Genomic DNA, 17,116 nt, shown 5'->3' with positions numbered 1-17,116 from the left:
GTTTGTCGAACTAGCATTCTCTATGCCGAACGTTTTAGCTGGTATCGACAAAAGAAGAAAAGTTATGCGTTCAGCGTTCGACATGATTTGAAGGCAAGCTCTTTTATACTTAAAAGCAATGAGTTAAGCAGAAAGGAGCACAACCTTCATGATTACAAGAATCCTACAAATGCGAGCACAATCCCTATCACTGCAAGAAATCGCTACAAGGTGCGAGATGACCATTGGCCAAGTGAGATACCAACTTCACAAATTTGGACTGAAGTCGCAGGCTTACAAGGAGAGCTGCCAAAGCGTAGCAGAGGAGTCCTTCATTAATTTGTTCATGGGAAAGGTTGTTAGCCCACCTTTTTATCCTGCTGTCTACCCATTGGAAACGGACAGAGGGGAGAGCTATACAACTCAGGAGAAAGACTTTTTAGCTGAACAAACCCAAGGGCAAGCTATCTTAGAAGAGAAGCGAGTCCCTTCTATAGCTGTTATTCCAACGGCACCTGACACTGTGTATATCCATTGGTCTATTTCTAAATATCGCCTGCATATGATTGCGGGGTACCTAAAGGAAGAGTGGGCGAAAATTACACAAGGAATTCGTCTTTATGAGGTGGAGGAAGGCATATCCTCTAATAGGGAGGTGGGGTATAAAGACGTGTATATGAATGAAGAAGCAGAAGCAGAAGCAGAAGCCTGCTACGTTGAACATTTGCAAACAGGGAAACAATACGTAGCCGAGTTTGGTCTTTATGCTTCTGGGCAATTTTGTCCTATCATGCGGTCTGAGAAAGTGAGATTGACAGGTTACCGGTACGCCGTTTGGTAAGAAATTAGGAAAGACACTCCTTGAAACGTCTAGTGCAGAAATAAGGATCTTCATGATAGAGATGTAAAGCGGCCAATGGGTCGCTTTTTTATTTGTTTCTGTTCCCAAACCTTCTATCCTACTATTTCCCTTCATACAGTAAAAATGGAGTATTTGACGCGACTACCTTGTCTAGCATGGAGGGAATCAAATGAAAAAACAGATTGTTTTTGGAACAGACGGCTGGAGAGCTGTGATGGCCGATCAGTTTACGATGGAAAATGTACGGGTCGTGGCAAAAGCAATTGCCTGTTATACAGAGGAGAATGGGTGGATCGATCGGGGAATCATCGTGGGATATGATACTCGTTTTATGGGACGAATGTTTGCGCAAGAGGTTGTACGTGTGTTAACTGCTCAGGGCATACTTTCCTTCTTGGTAAGTGAGCCGACCCCCACCCCTGTCGTGGCCTTTGGCGTCAAGCATTTTGGGGTAAGCGGCGCGGTGATGCTAACAGCTAGTCACAATCCCGCAGAATACAATGGAATCAAATATATTCCCGAATATGCAGGGCCAGCTTCTCCTGAGATTACCCAGCGCTTAGAGGTGTTGATTCAAGAGATTGTAGCAAGGAATGAACAGATAGAGACGCGCTGCATGGAGGAGGCTAAAACTTGTAAGCTATATCAGCCCATTCACTTAAAGCCTCATTATGAGGCACATATTCGCAGACTTATTCGCATGGATGCATTACAGCAAGCAAACTTAACCGTTGTCGTAGATGCCATGCATGGAGCAGGGAGCGGATATATGAGTGCTCTATTGCAGGAGGCCGGCGTTGCGGTGAAAAGCATCCGCGAAGAAAGAGATCCGTTATTTGGCGGAGGCCTACCAGAGCCCAATGAACATCATTTAGCGGAATTGTCTCGTCAAGTGTTGGTCGAGCATGCGGATTTAGGAGTAGCCAATGATGGAGATGCGGATCGATTTGGAATCGTGGATCGACAAGGGAGGTATTTACCTCCAAATGAAGTGCTTACGCTACTTACCTACCATATGGTCAAAAACCGAAATGGTCAGGGCAAAGTCATTCGTACAGTAGCCACCACTCACCAGCTAGACCGGATTTGTGAATATTATGGATTGGAAATAATCGAGACCCCTGTCGGATTTAAATATATTGGGGCGCAGATGCTCAAGGGTGATGTGCTTATTGGCGGCGAGGAGAGCGGGGGAGCCAGCATTCTGGGACATATTCCTGAAAAGGATGGAATTTTAATAAATTTATTAATTGCAGAAATGTGTGCAGTCGAGGGAAAGAGTTTAGACGAAATTAAAACGGATATCCACCGCCAATTTGGACGCATGTATAGTATCCGACTAGATATTCGCTTGAAAGAAAAGGAAGCTTTTTTACGCCGTTTTAAAGAGAAGCCTCCACATGCGATCGCTGGATATGCTGTTGAATCGATTCATACATCGGATGGGTTTAAACTGTTACTAGAAGGTGGACATTGGGTATTGATACGCCCATCCGGTACGGAGCCCTTGCTACGGATTTATTGTGAGGCAACTGGATCAGAAGAGTTAGAAAGGCTGAAAGAGGCAGTAAGAGATTGGTTTGAGGAAAGCATGTAATTAAACAAGGAAAAGCTTTATCCCAATAAGAAAACGCTGAATGGAAAGGAACCGGCTTCTCGTGAGTTGGTTTTTTTCTCATGTCAGTTAAAAGTATGCAGGTCAAATCAATTGCATGGCGAAAAGTTCTTTCTAGAAAAAATTACACTACTAAAGGAACAATGTTTCTCGCATCTTTCTTTGTTACAATAAAAATAAAGATGTGATAACGAAGAGAGGGTACCGATGAAATTGGAGCAGGAGCTTTTAGAACGTTTTTTAGAAGAAGTAGTATTGGACTCACCTTCTCCCTATGACCCTGTGCAAGTCCTTTATGCTCCTCATCCATGGGAGATTGTTGGAACTGGTAATTATGCAGGTGTATTCTGTCATCCGGATTACCCTGACGTTGTTGTTAAACTGTACGCCCCAGGAAAACCGGGAATCGAAGAAGAGAGTGAGGTATATCGTCGTCTGGGCGAATCAAAATATTATCCGATTTGTTATGAGAAGGGCGAAAATTATCTAGTAATAAAGCGGATGCGAGGAATCTCGTTGTTTGATTGTGTCCGCTATGGAATCCCGATCCCTGAAAATGTAATTAAAGAAGTAGATGAGGCATTGGATGAAGCGAGAGCGAAGGGCTTATATCCTCAAGATGTGCATGGTAAAAATGTTCTTATGTATCAAGGACATGCCTATATCATTGACGTGAGCGATTATATCCATCCAGGAGAAGATCGCAAATGGAAGGATATTAGAAGCGCATACTATCGGATTTATTACCCTTATCTAAAAGATCGTCGGATCAAGATTCCGCTATGGGCGCTTGATCTGGTGCGCAAAGGGTATCGCTTTTATCGGAAGCTAAAGGGGTTGACCTCCTTGAAACATAAAAAGCAACATAAAAAGAGACATAAAAAGAGCTCGATCTAATAAACAAGCAGGAAGTTATTGAAAAAAATTGCCCAACTGATTTTGCCTGTGGTACAATTTGCGGTGTTACTCTACGCCATTTCTGTAAGGAGGCTGTTATGTATTTCTACTACATAATTGCGCTCGCGGTTATTGCCTTGGATCAATGGACCAAGCATCTCGTGGTGAAGTATATGGAATATGGGGAGTCAATTCCTTTGATTGAAAATGTATTCCACCTTACTTCTCACCGTAATATGGGTGCTGCGTTTGGTATGCTCCAGAACCGTCGTGTGTTTTTTATTATTATTACTACTCTAGTTGTAATTGGGATTATCTATACTCTTTACAAACAAGGAAAAAGCAATCCGCGTATGTCCTTTGCCTTATCGCTTGTATTAGGCGGAGCCATCGGTAACTTTATTGATCGAGTTTCAACGGGACAGGTAGTGGACTTTTTACACGCTGTTATTATCAACTTCCCAATCTTTAATGTAGCCGACATGGCTATTACGTTTGGTGTAGCCGTGATGCTGATTGATATTTTTATGGAATCTCGCAAGCCATCACATTCTTCCAGCAAGTAAGAGCATACTATCATTAGAATGAATATATTTAGGAGCTTATAGATGACAGAGCAAACTTTCGAACGTTATGATTGGACAGTGGAAAAAGAAGAAGCAGGAGAACGCATTGATAAATTTTTGACTATGCAAGAAGGAGAATGGTCTCGTTCTCAAGTACAAGCATGGGTAAAAGAAGGACGAGTTACGGTCAATGATGCTCCGATTAAAAATAATTACAAGGTAGCAATGGATGACGAGATCAGCTTGCGTGTGCCACCTCCAAAAGAGTTGAAGATCGAAGCGCAAGCGATGGATTTAGACATCGTCTATGAAGATTCCGATGTCGTGGTTGTAAACAAGCCACGTGGCTTAGTCGTGCATCCAGCGTTAGGTCATTATACAGGAACATTGGTCAATGGTCTCATGTATCATTGTAAGGATTTATCAGGTATAAATGGTGTGATGCGCCCGGGTATCGTTCATCGTATTGATAAAGACACGTCTGGTTTATTAATGATTGCCAAAAACGATAAGGCACATGCGAGTCTAGCAGCTCAATTAAAGGAACATACCGTTAATCGTAAATATGTGGCTTTGGTTCATGGAGAAATTCCACATGAGATGGGGACAATCGATGCTCCAATTGGACGCGATCCTAAAAATCGCCAACAGATGGCGGTTGTCTTTGGCAATAGTAAGCCTGCTGTCACTCACTTTGTCGTATTAGAGCGGATGAAGGATTTTACCCTTGTGGAATTAAAGCTTGAGACAGGACGCACCCATCAGATTCGTGTTCATATGAAATATATTGGCTATCCGCTAGCAGGTGACCCCAAATACGGCCCACGAAAAACGCTGGATATTAATGGGCAAGCCTTACATGCGAAGACACTAGGATTCATTCATCCGAGTACAGGCGAATACATGGAATTCGAGGCTGAGCTCCCACAGGAACTGCAAGCAGAAATTCAGTTCATACGTGAGCAAAAAAGTTAAACGTGTTGACAGATATAAAAAGGTATGACATAATCATTCGTAACAAAAGGTAACCTTTAAATCCAGTCCCGTGAGGCTGGCAAGGGCGACGGTGAATAACGCAGATATAGTTGGGATGGTTATGCCCTTCTTTATGTGCGCACGAAGCTTCTTGTCAGTGAGACAAGAAGCTTTTTTTGTGTCAGACCATCAGGAACAACACAAGCTGGCAGATAGTAGCCTCCCGAGTCTTGTAAAGGTCATCTACTTCTGCTGAAAGGAGCAACTCCAATGAACGAAAAAAGCATTATGATGGATGAAGCAGCGATTAGACGGGCCTTAACTCGCATTGCTCATGAAATTATTGAACGCAACAAAGGCGTAGAGGACTGTGTGATCATCGGTATTAAAACTCGCGGAATTTATTTGGCAGAACGCTTAGCCAAACGAATCGAGCAGATTGAGAATGTGAAGCTTCCCTTTGGTGAATTAGACATTACGTTATACCGAGACGATTTGACACATAGGTCTTCAGACGCTGTTGTTCATGGAGCAAAACTGCCTGAGATTACAGGGAAAAAGGTCATTCTGGTGGATGATGTGCTGTTTACAGGACGTACGGTTCGGGCTGCTCTGGATGCCTTAGTGGATCAGGGACGCTCGAAGATGATCCAGCTCGCTGTATTAGTGGATCGTGGCCATCGTGAGTTACCTATTCGACCTGATTATGTGGGCAAAAACCTTCCTACGTCCCGATCTGAAATTATTGCTGTACAATTGCAGGAAGTAGATGGAACAGATAAGGTTTCACTGATGCAAAAAGAAGAATGAATCGCCAACTATATATCGCCTCTTTAAGGCTAATCCCGTGAGGTTAGCAAGGGGACTCGATCTAACGCTGGAGGTATGCGTACCTCTGTGCTTGGACCTGCCTCTTTGTGTACCCACGAAGAGGTTTTTTTGTGCAAAAAATTAAGAAAGCAGGGGAGAAAATGAGCAAACAAGATTTTGTAGACGTACATGAAACACCAGCTTTGACTCGTTTATTACCACTTAGTATTCAACACTTATTCGCCATGTTTGGGTCCACAGTACTTGTTCCAATCTTAACAGGTTTAGATATATCTGCCGCACTGATTGCCAGTGGATTAGGCACCCTGATTTTCATGCTGATTACGAAGGGAAAAATTCCTAACTATCTTGGTTCTTCCTTCGCTTTCATCGGCCCCATCATTACCGTGACAGCAACATACGGGCAAGGAGTTGCCTTGCTGGGCTGCTTCCTATCGGGACTGGTTTATGTCCTAGTAGCAGCCATGGTACGAAAATTCGGGGTAGGCTGGCTGGATCGCTTACTCCCACCCGTTGTGATAGCTTCCATCATCGTAGTTATCGGTTTGAGCTTAGCAGGTGTAGCTGTAGACATGGCTACAAAAGTAACGGTAGAAGGAAAATCAGTAATCTCGCTAACTTCCATTGAAATCTCCTTAGTCACATTGCTGGTAACCATTATTGCTGCGGTTATGCTGCGCGGCTTCTTGTCACTGATTCCCATCCTACTTGGAATCATTGGCGGATACGGCTATACAGCTCTACGACATGCGGATTTGATAGATTGGGCTTCCATTACAAAGGCTCCCCTTTTTATCAGCCTGCCAGAAATGTTTTCGCAGCACTTGCATGTTGGCCTGCTGACAACTGCCATGACGGATAAAGGAGCATGGTTATCAGCTCTGATTATTGCACCGATCGCGTTTGTCTCCTTAACCGAACATCTAGGCCATTTATTGGTAACAAGTAAAATTATGAATCGTGACCTAATGAAGGACCCTGGCTTGCATCGAAGCTTGCTAGGTGATGGTGTAGCTACCGCGGTTTCCGCCTTTATCGGTGGACCACCTAGTACGACTTATGGTGAAAACATGGGTGTTCTAGCAATCACAAGAGTTTATAGTCGAGCAGTTATTGCCCTAGCCGCAGTATTCGCGATCTTATTCTCCTTCTGCGGAAAAATCAGCGCGTTTCTCATGACCATCCCAACGCCGGTACTAGGTGGCGTCTCCATCGTACTGTTCGGGATTATCGCATCCCAAGGCTTTAGGATGTATGTTGAAAATAAAGTCGATTTTGCAAATAAACGCAACATGATTATCGCTGCTTCCATACTTGTAACGGGAATCGGCGGGTACAAAATTAGCTTCGAGGGAGTTACCTTCTGGCAAAGCTTCCTAACGAACCTAACGATTGATAATGTAGCATTCTCAACCTTCATAGGAATTTTTCTGCATGCGATCTTGCCTGGAAAGGAATCTGCGATGGGCGAGGCGCACAAGGATCAGGTAGAGTCAGCAGCATAAGCATTATGACAAACCATACGGGCAAAGGAGTGGGGAATAATGAAAAATCTGCTGGGAATCAAACACCTTGGTAAAGATGAGATCGAAGCAATCTTGCGAGAGGCCGAATATTTTGCAGCAAGGCCAAATGAACAGATTAACCTCTTACAGGGACGATTTGTAGCAAACTTATTTTTCGAAGCAAGTACACGTACCCGCTTTTCCTTTGAAGTAGCGGAAAAACGTTTGGGTGCTCATGTACTGAATTTTAGCGATATCAGCTCTTCTACTACCAAAGGTGAGACAATTTATGATACTTTGCGAACGCTTGAATCAATGGGAGTAGAAACGGCCGTTATTCGCACCGGACAAAATGGATTATTTCATGAGCTTGCGAACGAACCAAATTTAAACCTGCACCTTGTAAATGCAGGGGAAGGCACGATGGAGCATCCAACGCAATGCTTGCTGGATTTGCTTACAATGAAGCAGCATCATGGGGGCATTCAAGGGTTAAAGGTAGCTATCATAGGAGATTTGCGCCATAGCAGAGTGCTCGGCTCGCATTTAGATGCATTACCGAAGCTCGGGGCCAACCTTATGATTACAGGACCAGATCAGTTGATGCGAGATCAGACAGCCTTGCCAAAAGAGGTACGAGTGGTAGGGATGGAGGAAGCAATAGCAACAGCGGATGTGGTGATGATGCTGCGAGTGCAGCTAGAACGTCATACAGGCCAGCTCTTTTCTTCTAAAGAAACGTATCATCAGGCTTATGGATTAACTAGAGAACGCGCTGCCATGATGAAACCAAATGCCATCATTATGCATCCGGCTCCTTTTAACAGAGGGGTGGAGATTGATGGACAACTGGTGGAGGGTAAGCAATCCGTTATCTTCCCGCAAGTTACAAATGGAGTAGCTGTTCGAATGGCTGTAATTGCGAAATTGATGACAGGAGGAATAAGCACATGGGAATCATCCTTAAAAATGGCAAACTGCTAAACGAACAAGGTGAACTTTCGATCAAGGATCTGTTAATCGTAGAAAATCGCATTGTTAAGATCGGGAGCAACATTGAGGCGGAAGCAGATCATGAAGTGGTGGATTTAAACGGACACTTCATAGCCCCAGGTCTAGTGGATGTACATGTGCATTTCCGCGAACCAGGATTTGAAGCGAAAGAGACCATCGAAACAGGCGCTCATGCGGCAGTGGCAGGCGGCTACACTACGGTAGCCTGCATGCCGAATACACGCCCAGTGATCGATCGTGTCGAAACAGTAGAATTCGTTCTTCATAAAGCAAAACAAGCTAACCTGGCACGGGTTTTACCCTACGCTGCTATTACCGTACGTCAGCTTGGGGTGGAGCACACAGACTTTGCGGCTCTACAGCAAGCTGGAGCCTTTGCACTAACTGATGATGGGGTAGGAGTGCAATCCACGAAAATGATGGTAGAAGCAATGCAAAAAGCGAAAGCGTTAGGAATGTCTGTAGTTGCCCACTGTGAAGATAACGACCTGTTGCCTCCCGGTGCGGCATTACATGATGGAGTGACTGCAGCTAAGCATGGGCTACCAGGTATCCCGTCTGCTTCAGAAGCTGTGCATGTCGGCCGAGATATTCTACTAGCAGAAGCCACGGGGGTTCACTATCATGTATGCCATATCAGCGCAAAAGAATCCGTGCGACTTGTACGCGACGGGAAACGTGCAGGTATCAACGTTACCACGGAGGTAACCCCGCATCACCTATTGTTATGTGACGAGGATATCCCAGACAGCCTAGATCCTAATTGGAAAATGAATCCGCCGCTTCGCTCTCGTGAGGATCGTGACGCATTGATCGCTGGATTAAAGGAAGGAAGCATTGATATCATTGCTACCGATCATGCACCGCATACCTCGGAAGAAAAAGCAAAGGGATTAAAGCGGGCTCCATTTGGAATAGTTGGACTAGAAACGGCATTCCCACTCCTTTATACGCATCTTGTAGAAAAAGGAATACTCACCCTTGCCGAGCTGGTAGACAAAATGGCTACTAAACCAGCGGAACTGTTTGGGCTACCCTATGGAAAAGTAGAAGTAGGAGCAATTGCCGACTTGGCAGTGTTTGATCTTACGACTGAGAAAAGCATTAATCCCGATCATTTTAAAAGTAAAGGAAAAAATACACCATTTGCGGGTTGGTTATGTAAGGGATGGACTGTACTCACTATGGTAGATGGAAAAATTGTATACAACAATTAGGGATAAGGGGGATAACGGCATGAAAGCACGTTTGATATTAGAAGACGGAACGATTTGTGTAGGAAAAGCGATGGGGGCCACCAATGAAAGCATTGGTGAGGTGGTATTTAACACAGGATTAACAGGCTATCAAGAGGTATTATCCGATCCCTCTTATTGTGGACAGATCGTCGTCATGACGTATCCCTTGATTGGTAACTACGGGATTAATCGCGATGATTTCGAGGCGGTTCGTCCGTTTATCCATGGCTTTGTTGTACGAGAGCATTGCGATATGCCAAGCAATTGGCGCTCGACACAAACCCTGCACGAGCTCTTACAGGCATATGAGATTCCGGGCATTTCCGGTGTAGATACACGAATGTTAACACGTAAAATACGTCATTTTGGAACCCTGAGAGGATTGATTACAACCAGTGAGCGTCCAGCCGAGGAATTGCTTGCTCAGTTGAAAAGTACGGATGTCATGACCAATCAGGTTGCCCAGGTATCAACAAAAAGCATTTACTCCAGTCCAGGTAACGGTGATCGCGTCGTCTTAGTAGACTTTGGCTGCAAGCATGGCATTATGCGGGAATTATCCAAGCGAGGATGCGACATTGTAGTGGTTCCGCATAACGTCACCGCAGATGAAATTCGCCGACTACAACCAGATGGCATCTTGCTGTCTAACGGCCCAGGCGACCCTAAGGATGTACCGCAAGCTATTCAGATGGTGAAAGAAATTCTCGGAGAATACCCATTATTCGGAATATGCTTGGGTCATCAGTTGTTTGCTCTGGCAAGCGGAGCTGACACGGAGAAATTGAAGTTTGGTCACCGTGGCGGGAATCATCCCGTAAAAGAATTGCTAACTGGACGTACATATATCACGTCCCAAAACCACGGCTATGCTGTAAACGAAGCTTCCGTTATTGGAACAGAATTAGAAGTGACCCATGTTGCTCTAAATGACGGGACGATTGAAGGATTACGCAATGCGAAAAAGCAAGCCTTCTCTGTTCAATACCATCCAGAAGCAGCACCTGGACCGTATGATTCAGGCTATTTATTCGACCAATTCCTAGACATGATGAAACAATCCAAGGAGGAGAAATGGTATGCCAAAAATAGATAATCTGAAAAAAATTCTGGTGATTGGCTCTGGTCCTATCGTGATTGGACAGGCGGCTGAGTTTGACTATGCAGGAACGCAGGCTTGCGAAGCATTAAAAGAAGAGGGGATGGAGGTGGTTCTAATCAACTCCAACCCAGCTACGATCATGACAGATACGAATATGGCTGACAAAGTATACATTGAACCAATTACTCCTGAGTTCGTAGCCCGAGTCATTCGTCAGGAAAAACCAGATGGATTGTTACCGACCTTGGGTGGACAAACAGGATTGAATATGGCAGTAGCTTTAGCAGATCTGGGTGTACTGGAAGAAGAGAATGTGAAGCTGCTCGGAACAAATCTGAGCTCGATTAAACAAGCGGAGGATCGCGATTTGTTCCGCTCTCTCATGCAGGAGTTAAACGAACCAGTACCAGACTCTGTAATTGTAAGCTCGGTGGAAGAGGCGCTTGATTTCGCTAATGAGATTGGCTATCCAATCATTGTTCGCCCGGCTTACACGCTCGGCGGAACCGGTGGGGGTATCTGTGAGGACCAAGCCTCGTTAATTGAAATTGTCACAAGCGGTCTAAAATATTCCCCGATTACGCAATGCTTAGTGGAAAGAAGTATTGCAGGAATGAAAGAAGTAGAGTATGAAGTAATGCGTGATGCTAACGACAACTGTATCGTGGTCTGCAACATGGAAAATATTGACCCAGTTGGTGTACACACAGGTGACTCAGTCGTTGTCGCTCCGAGTCAGACGCTATCTGATCGTGAATATCAAATGCTGCGTTCCTCTGCATTAAATATCATCCGCGCCTTAAAAATCGAAGGTGGCTGCAATGTTCAGTACGCGCTTGATCCCGTTAGCTTCCAATATTATGTCATCGAGGTAAATCCTCGCGTCAGCCGTTCCTCAGCCTTAGCGTCCAAGGCCACAGGGTATCCGATCGCTAAGATGGCGGCAAAAATCGCTATTGGCTATACACTAGACGAGCTGAAGAATCCGGTGACTGGTCAAACCTACGCTTGCTTTGAACCAACCTTAGACTATGTGGTTAGCAAAATTCCTCGCTGGCCTTTCGATAAATTTCAATCCGCAAATCGTCGTCTTGGTACACAAATGAAAGCAACGGGCGAGGTAATGGCGATTGGACGTAGCTTTGAAGAATCCATGATGAAAGCGATCCGCTCCTTAGAGATTGGAAGCTACCATTTAGAACTACCAGAAGCGAGAGAGCTTACTGATGAGGAATTGGAGCAACGTTTGGTAATCGCAGATGATGAACGCCTGTTCTTACTAGCAGAAGCAATGCGCCGTGGCTATCATATCTCTCGGATTCATCAATTAACGAAAATCGACCTCTTCTTCCTGCATAAATTCTGGAATATTGTCGCTTATGAAACAACATTAGCCGAATCTGGATTGACACAGGAAGCTTTACATGAAGCAAAACGCCTTGGTTTTACCGATCGCAAAATCGCAGAATGTACGGGACAAAAGGAAGAAGAGATTTATAACCTGCGTACACAATGGGGAATGAAGCCTGTATATAAAATGGTAGATACGTGCGCTGCCGAATTCGAAGCGCAAACACCGTACTATTACTCGACCTACGAGCAAGAAAACGAATTTATGGATACAGGCAAAAAACGTGTCATCGTACTAGGCTCTGGTCCGATCCGCATTGGCCAAGGAATTGAATTTGACTACTCAACAGTCCATGCGGTCTGGGCTTTGAAGGAGGCTGGGTACGAAGCCATTATTGTCAACAATAACCCTGAAACGGTCTCAACAGATTTTAATACCTCTGATCGTCTCTACTTTGAACCGCTGTATATAGAGGATGTTATGCACATCATCGAGCAAGAGCAGCCAGAAGGTGTCATTGTCCAGTTTGGAGGACAAACAGCGATCAATCTTGCTGATAAGCTTACTAGACGCGGTGTCAAAATTCTAGGAACCAGCTTAGAAAATATTGATGCAGCTGAAAACCGTGAGAAGTTTGAGGCCCTCTTGCGAAAGCTGGATATCGCTCAACCGCCGGGCAAAACGGTGACCTCTGTAGAGGAAGCTGTGGTCGCTGCTGACTTATTAGGCTTCCCTGTGCTGGTCCGCCCTTCCTATGTCTTGGGCGGACGGGCGATGGAAATTGTTTATAACGAAGAAGAGCTAATCTCTTATATGAAAAAAGCAGTAAAAGTAAATCCAGAGCATCCTGTACTAATTGATCGCTATATGCTAGGGATTGAAGCAGAAGTAGATGCGATTTGTGATGGAGAGAATGTGCTGATTCCAGGTATCATGGAGCACATCGAGCGTGCAGGGGTTCACTCAGGCGACTCTATCGCAGTATATCCGCCACAATCCTTATCAGAGACAGTGAAAGCAGAGATCATCGACATGACTACAAAGCTAGCACGCGCGCTCTGCATCAAGGGCTTACTCAATATCCAATTTGTCATCTATAGAGGCAAGCCTTACGTCATCGAGGTAAACCCACGCAGCTCCCGTACCGTTCCATTCCTGTCTAAGGTAACCGGAATTCCGATGGCGAACATTGCGACGAAGGCAATTCTTGGCTACAGCATTCTCGATCAAGGGTTTGCTACAGGCTATCATCCTGAGGAAAAGATGGTTTCTGTAAAGGTTCCTGTCTTCTCCTTCACAAAACTACGCCGTGTGGACATCACCTTAGGCCCTGAAATGAAATCCACCGGGGAGGTAATGGGGCGTGAGACTACCCTAGCTAAAGCTCTTTACAAGGGACTGCTAGCGGCTGGCATGAATATTCCAACCAAAGGAACACTTTTGGTAACGGTAGCTGACAAGGATAAGGAGGAAGCGCTGTCGATCACGAAGCGTTTCCAACAGCTTGGTTTCCATCTACTAGCCACGGATGGAACTGCTGATTATCTAGAGCAGGCAGGCTTGTCCGTCCGTCGTGTACAAAAGCTATCCGAAGGCACACCAAACCTACTGGATGAAATCCGTACAGGTCAAGTAAACCTTGTGCTTAACACCTTAACCAAAGGTAAAACACCACAGCGTGATGGATTCCGCATTCGTCGTGAGGCCGTAGAGAACGGAGCAGTCTGCCTGACATCTCTAGACACAGCGAGCGCCATCCTGCATGTATTAGAGACAATCACATTCTCTACAGAGGCAATGCCCAAGCAACAGGTGGGAAAAGTACTGGTAACACAGTAAAAAAGAAGAGTTGACTTAGAACGGGGGCGTGCTCATCAGGAGCACTCCCCTCCTATATGTGGACAATGAGGGAAACAACGGAGAGGAGCGTTCACACATGGAATTATCCTTACTAAAAGAGCATTCGTTAGATAAAATCGATGAACGGATTATTCTAGCGCTGGATTTTCAAACAAAAGACGAGGTGTTAAACTGTCTTGCTAGCCTAGAAAATCAAGTGCGCTACGTGAAAGTTGGCATGGAGCTGTTTTATGCAGAAGGATCAGCAATTGTATCGCTGTTAAAGGAACAGGGATTGAAAGTGTTTGTTGATTTGAAAATCCATGATATTCCCAATACAGCTAAAGGCTCAATGAAAAGCTTAGCTAAGCATGGCGCCGATATGGTGAATGTGCATGTAGCTGGTGGATTAGCAATGATGGAAGCGGCACGAGAAGGCTTAGAGCAAGGTATTTCTGCCGGCAGTACATCACCATTACTGATCGGGGTAACCATGCTGACGAGTAGCAGTCAGCAGATGATGAATGAGCAGATTCTCATTCCTGGTAGATTGGAAGAGACGGTTGCTCATTATGCATCCTTGGCAAGTCTAGCTGGGCTGGACGGTGTTGTTGCTTCTCCCTTGGAAGTACCAATCATTAAACAAGTCACTCGAACAGATTTTTTGACCGTAACACCAGGCATTCGTACTGTTGGTTCCGCCTTTGGAGATCAAACCCGCGTAACCACACCAGTCAAAGCATTTGAGTTAGGTACAGATTATATCGTAATCGGTAGGTCCATTACCCAGGCCGAAGAACCTGCCAAAGCATGGGCTGACATGATGAAAAGCATACAGGAGGGAAAATAGATGAATACAACGATTGCAAAACAAGTGGCACAGCATCTCTTACAAATTGGAGCTGTACATCTTCGTCCTGACGAACCATTTATCTGGACATCTGGCATTGCTTCACCGATTTATTGCGATAATCGTATCACGATGACGTATCCAGAGGTTCGTAGCTTTTTAGCAGATGCTTTTGTTCAGATCATTCGTGAACGGTTTCCTGAAGTAGAAGTCATTGCTGGAACAGCGACAGCAGGAATTCCTCATGCAGCCTGGATTGCTGATCGTCTGGGATTGCCAATGATCTATGTTCGCGATAAGGCAAAAGGTCATGGCCGCCAAAACCAAATCGAGGGGCGTATTGCTGCCGGTCAGAAGGTGGTCGTTATTGAAGATTTAATTTCCACAGGGGGTAGCTCCATCAAGGCAGCAAGGGCTGTTGAGCTGGAAGGGGCTGAAATACTAGGAGTAGTTGCTATTTTTAGCTACCAATTTAACGATGCAGAACGTGCCTTTGCAGAAGCGAACTATCCATTGTACACGTTATCCAACTACACTGCACTCTTAGAGCAAGCAAAAGATAATGGAACAATCAATGCCCAACAAGAAAAAGTTTTATCCCAGTGGAAGGAAAAGCCACACACATTTTATCAGGAGCAGGCTTTAAAACAAGAATAAAATGTTGACGGATGGGGACGACTGTAGCCTGAATGAAAAAACTGACCCCAATTGAAGCGTGGGGTCAGCAAGCGTCCTAACGAACGGACTATTCAGGTTGATTATAAAGCGAGCTTCTGCCCAAATGAGTGGCATGATGGAAAAGCCACTCATCTCAATAAATACGTAGCACGTGATGAGCTAAGTTTTTTCGCATTTTTATCATCAAGCTTTGCTTCAATAAATTCTATCCCTGCTTTTTCTAATCTAATTCGATTGGAATGAAAATACTGGAAATCAACTAATACAGGCAGCTTGCTCTTTTTCATTTCATGAAGCTGTATGTTTACTTGCACATTGAAGAAGGATTGAGCAATAGCTTGAGTAGCCCCTACTAACAGCAAGTTTATGGAAAGAGTACAAATTAAAAGCCAACTTCCGTACTTCACAAATTGTTTTTCGGATTCGAAGCCTACCATTGCGACGAGTATGGGGACAAACCACAATTGCGGAACGTATCGCGCCCACCAGCTTTCTGGATTGATAAATACGGTCAAGAGAATGATCCCGCTTAGTAAAAATACAGGCTTCGCTAGTTGTCTACTGCGAAGAAAGAGAGCAAGTGAGACAACACAGGTTACTAACACAGCTCCTCCAAACAAAGGCCCAAACCCCGCTACACGAGCATCAGCCCCAACAAAAGCTTGAAATTCCTCAAATGCTATAGTAAACGGCCATTTCATAGTGCTTTCATTTGGTCTTGTAATATTTTCCGACTTCGCAAATAAAGATACAAAGAACTTTTCGAATAGATTTTTTTCTTTGAAGTCGGCTGGACTGTTAGCTGTCATAATATCGACAGCATGCTCACCAGCTAACGGATAAAATGGATGCCCCTTCGCTAAGAAATTAGTAACGTAAGGATTGTAACCAACGATTGTTACCGCTACGAGACCGCACGCTACAAGCGAAAGTAAAAGCTTTTTCCAATGTCTATGCTTATCGTACAGGAAAAATAGAACGAGCAATCCACCGCATAAAAGAACGGCATATACAAGGGCGGTAAATTTAATAGCCGTTAGCAGGATGATGGCCGAGCATAGCCCTACGACAATCCATGCGTTAAATCGCTTAAATAAGAGATAGCCCAAGGAACAAATGATAAGTACAAGCGATGCCAATTGACCATCAATATAAAAAGTGACAAGCTGTGCTATCACGACTGGATTGCAGGCCAAGAGTAGGGAGAAGAAGACGGCTCGCCTTTTTTTCTCTGGATAGGCATCAAGAATTGCCGCTAAACAAAGAAAAAAGGAAGCAAACAAAAGAATAAAGTTAAACATCTTACTGCCTTCTATGTTATCCGTCAATTTGTACATGACGGCATCAAGTATCCACGGACCTTTTGTGTAATGATTAATCCAAAGATAAAAGGGAGTTCGTAGACTTTCCTCGCTTGGATTATCGAACTTTTGGGTATCTGTGATGTTAAGCAAAGGTTGGTCATGAACAGGATTCCAGCCATTCTTTAATAAAATGATCGCTTCTTGATGGTACGTTTGCCCGTCCCATGATAGATCATATGTAGCGGTACTAACATACCAGCTTACTCCAAAAACCAATCCCAATCCCATTAACAAAGACAAAAACATGGTTGTCCTGCGTGTGGTGAAAAATGTATATGTCATAGCCAGGAGGCAGACAATACTTGCACATACAGCCACCCAGAAGCTAGCTGTTGAGATGGACACACCAAGTAAAAATAAAATCGAGGCAGAAAGTACGATTCCGATTAAGAATAGGAGTAAAACAATTCCTATCACAAGAGAGACGTTCGGTGTTCGGCTCTTCATATG

14 protein-coding genes are annotated in these 17,116 nt (G+C 44.6%); 13 read left to right on the top strand and 1 reads right to left on the bottom strand.

Annotated features, from left to right (window positions below):
• Nucleotides 1-148: 148 nt before the first annotated feature.
• The 13 genes from GOP56_RS09350 to pyrE all read left to right on the top strand — a co-directional run bounded on the left by GOP56_RS09350 (nt 149) and on the right by pyrE (nt 15,281).
• Nucleotides 149-820, top strand: coding sequence for a DUF4912 domain-containing protein (locus GOP56_RS09350; protein WP_163245428.1), 672 nt, complete (start codon nt 149-151; stop codon nt 818-820).
• A gap of 190 nt (nt 821-1,010) precedes the next feature.
• Entirely contained in the window at nt 1,011-2,438 is a 1,428-nt protein-coding gene (locus GOP56_RS09345; protein ID WP_163245427.1) for a phosphoglucomutase/phosphomannomutase family protein, read from the top strand.
• Nucleotides 2,439-2,663: 225 nt separating this feature from the next.
• A complete protein-coding gene (locus tag GOP56_RS09340) occupies nt 2,664-3,353 on the top strand; it encodes a serine/threonine protein kinase (RefSeq protein ID WP_096886041.1) in 690 nt (229 codons plus the stop codon).
• Nucleotides 3,354-3,451: 98 nt separating this feature from the next.
• On the top strand, nt 3,452-3,919 hold the full coding sequence (gene lspA / locus GOP56_RS09335) for a signal peptidase II (RefSeq protein WP_003336741.1): 468 nt from the start codon (nt 3,452-3,454) through the stop codon (nt 3,917-3,919).
• Nucleotides 3,920-3,961: 42 nt separating this feature from the next.
• A complete protein-coding gene (locus GOP56_RS09330) occupies nt 3,962-4,894 on the top strand; it encodes an RluA family pseudouridine synthase (RefSeq protein ID WP_022584320.1) in 933 nt (310 codons plus the stop codon).
• 270 nt (nt 4,895-5,164) lie between these two features.
• Nucleotides 5,165-5,704 (top strand): bifunctional pyr operon transcriptional regulator/uracil phosphoribosyltransferase PyrR, encoded by a 540-nt coding sequence (pyrR, locus tag GOP56_RS09325; protein ID WP_003336743.1) that lies wholly within the window; start codon nt 5,165-5,167, stop codon nt 5,702-5,704.
• Between the two features lie 161 nt (nt 5,705-5,865).
• On the top strand, nt 5,866-7,230 hold the full coding sequence (locus GOP56_RS09320) for a solute carrier family 23 protein (protein WP_031308992.1): 1,365 nt from the start codon (nt 5,866-5,868) through the stop codon (nt 7,228-7,230).
• A 39-nt stretch (nt 7,231-7,269) separates the two neighbouring features.
• The gene (locus tag GOP56_RS09315; protein WP_003336746.1) at nt 7,270-8,214 is read left to right on the top strand and encodes an aspartate carbamoyltransferase catalytic subunit; all 945 of its coding nucleotides are present in this window, start codon (nt 7,270-7,272) and stop codon (nt 8,212-8,214) included.
• A complete protein-coding gene (locus GOP56_RS09310; RefSeq protein WP_163245426.1) occupies nt 8,181-9,461 on the top strand; it encodes a dihydroorotase in 1,281 nt (426 codons plus the stop codon). The genes GOP56_RS09315 and GOP56_RS09310 overlap by 34 nt, the downstream gene beginning before the upstream one ends.
• 19 nt (nt 9,462-9,480) lie before the next feature.
• Nucleotides 9,481-10,578, top strand: coding sequence for a carbamoyl phosphate synthase small subunit (locus GOP56_RS09305; RefSeq protein ID WP_003342725.1), 1,098 nt, complete (start codon nt 9,481-9,483; stop codon nt 10,576-10,578).
• Nucleotides 10,562-13,774, top strand: a complete 3,213-nt coding sequence (gene carB, locus GOP56_RS09300; protein WP_163245425.1) for a carbamoyl-phosphate synthase large subunit — start codon at nt 10,562-10,564, stop codon at nt 13,772-13,774. The genes GOP56_RS09305 and carB overlap by 17 nt, the downstream gene beginning before the upstream one ends.
• A gap of 136 nt (nt 13,775-13,910) precedes the next feature.
• Entirely contained in the window at nt 13,911-14,624 is a 714-nt protein-coding gene (gene pyrF / locus GOP56_RS09295) for an orotidine-5'-phosphate decarboxylase (RefSeq protein WP_174250715.1), read from the top strand.
• Nucleotides 14,625-15,281, top strand: a complete 657-nt coding sequence (gene pyrE, locus GOP56_RS09290) for an orotate phosphoribosyltransferase (protein ID WP_022584324.1) — start codon at nt 14,625-14,627, stop codon at nt 15,279-15,281. It abuts the gene before it with no gap.
• Between the two features lie 149 nt (nt 15,282-15,430).
• Here pyrE and GOP56_RS09285 read toward each other — a convergent pair whose 3' ends face one another.
• On the bottom strand, nt 15,431-17,113 hold the full coding sequence (locus GOP56_RS09285) for a hypothetical protein (RefSeq protein WP_163245423.1): 1,683 nt from the start codon (nt 17,111-17,113) through the stop codon (nt 15,431-15,433).
• Between the last annotated feature and the right edge of the window lie 3 nt (nt 17,114-17,116).

The organism is Brevibacillus sp. 7WMA2 (assembly GCF_010748895.1).
Taxonomy (GTDB): Bacteria; Bacillota; Bacilli; order Brevibacillales; family Brevibacillaceae; genus Brevibacillus_B; species Brevibacillus_B halotolerans.
The sequence above is the reverse complement of the archived record's forward strand: the minus strand, read 5'-3'. Positions and strand labels throughout refer to the sequence as shown.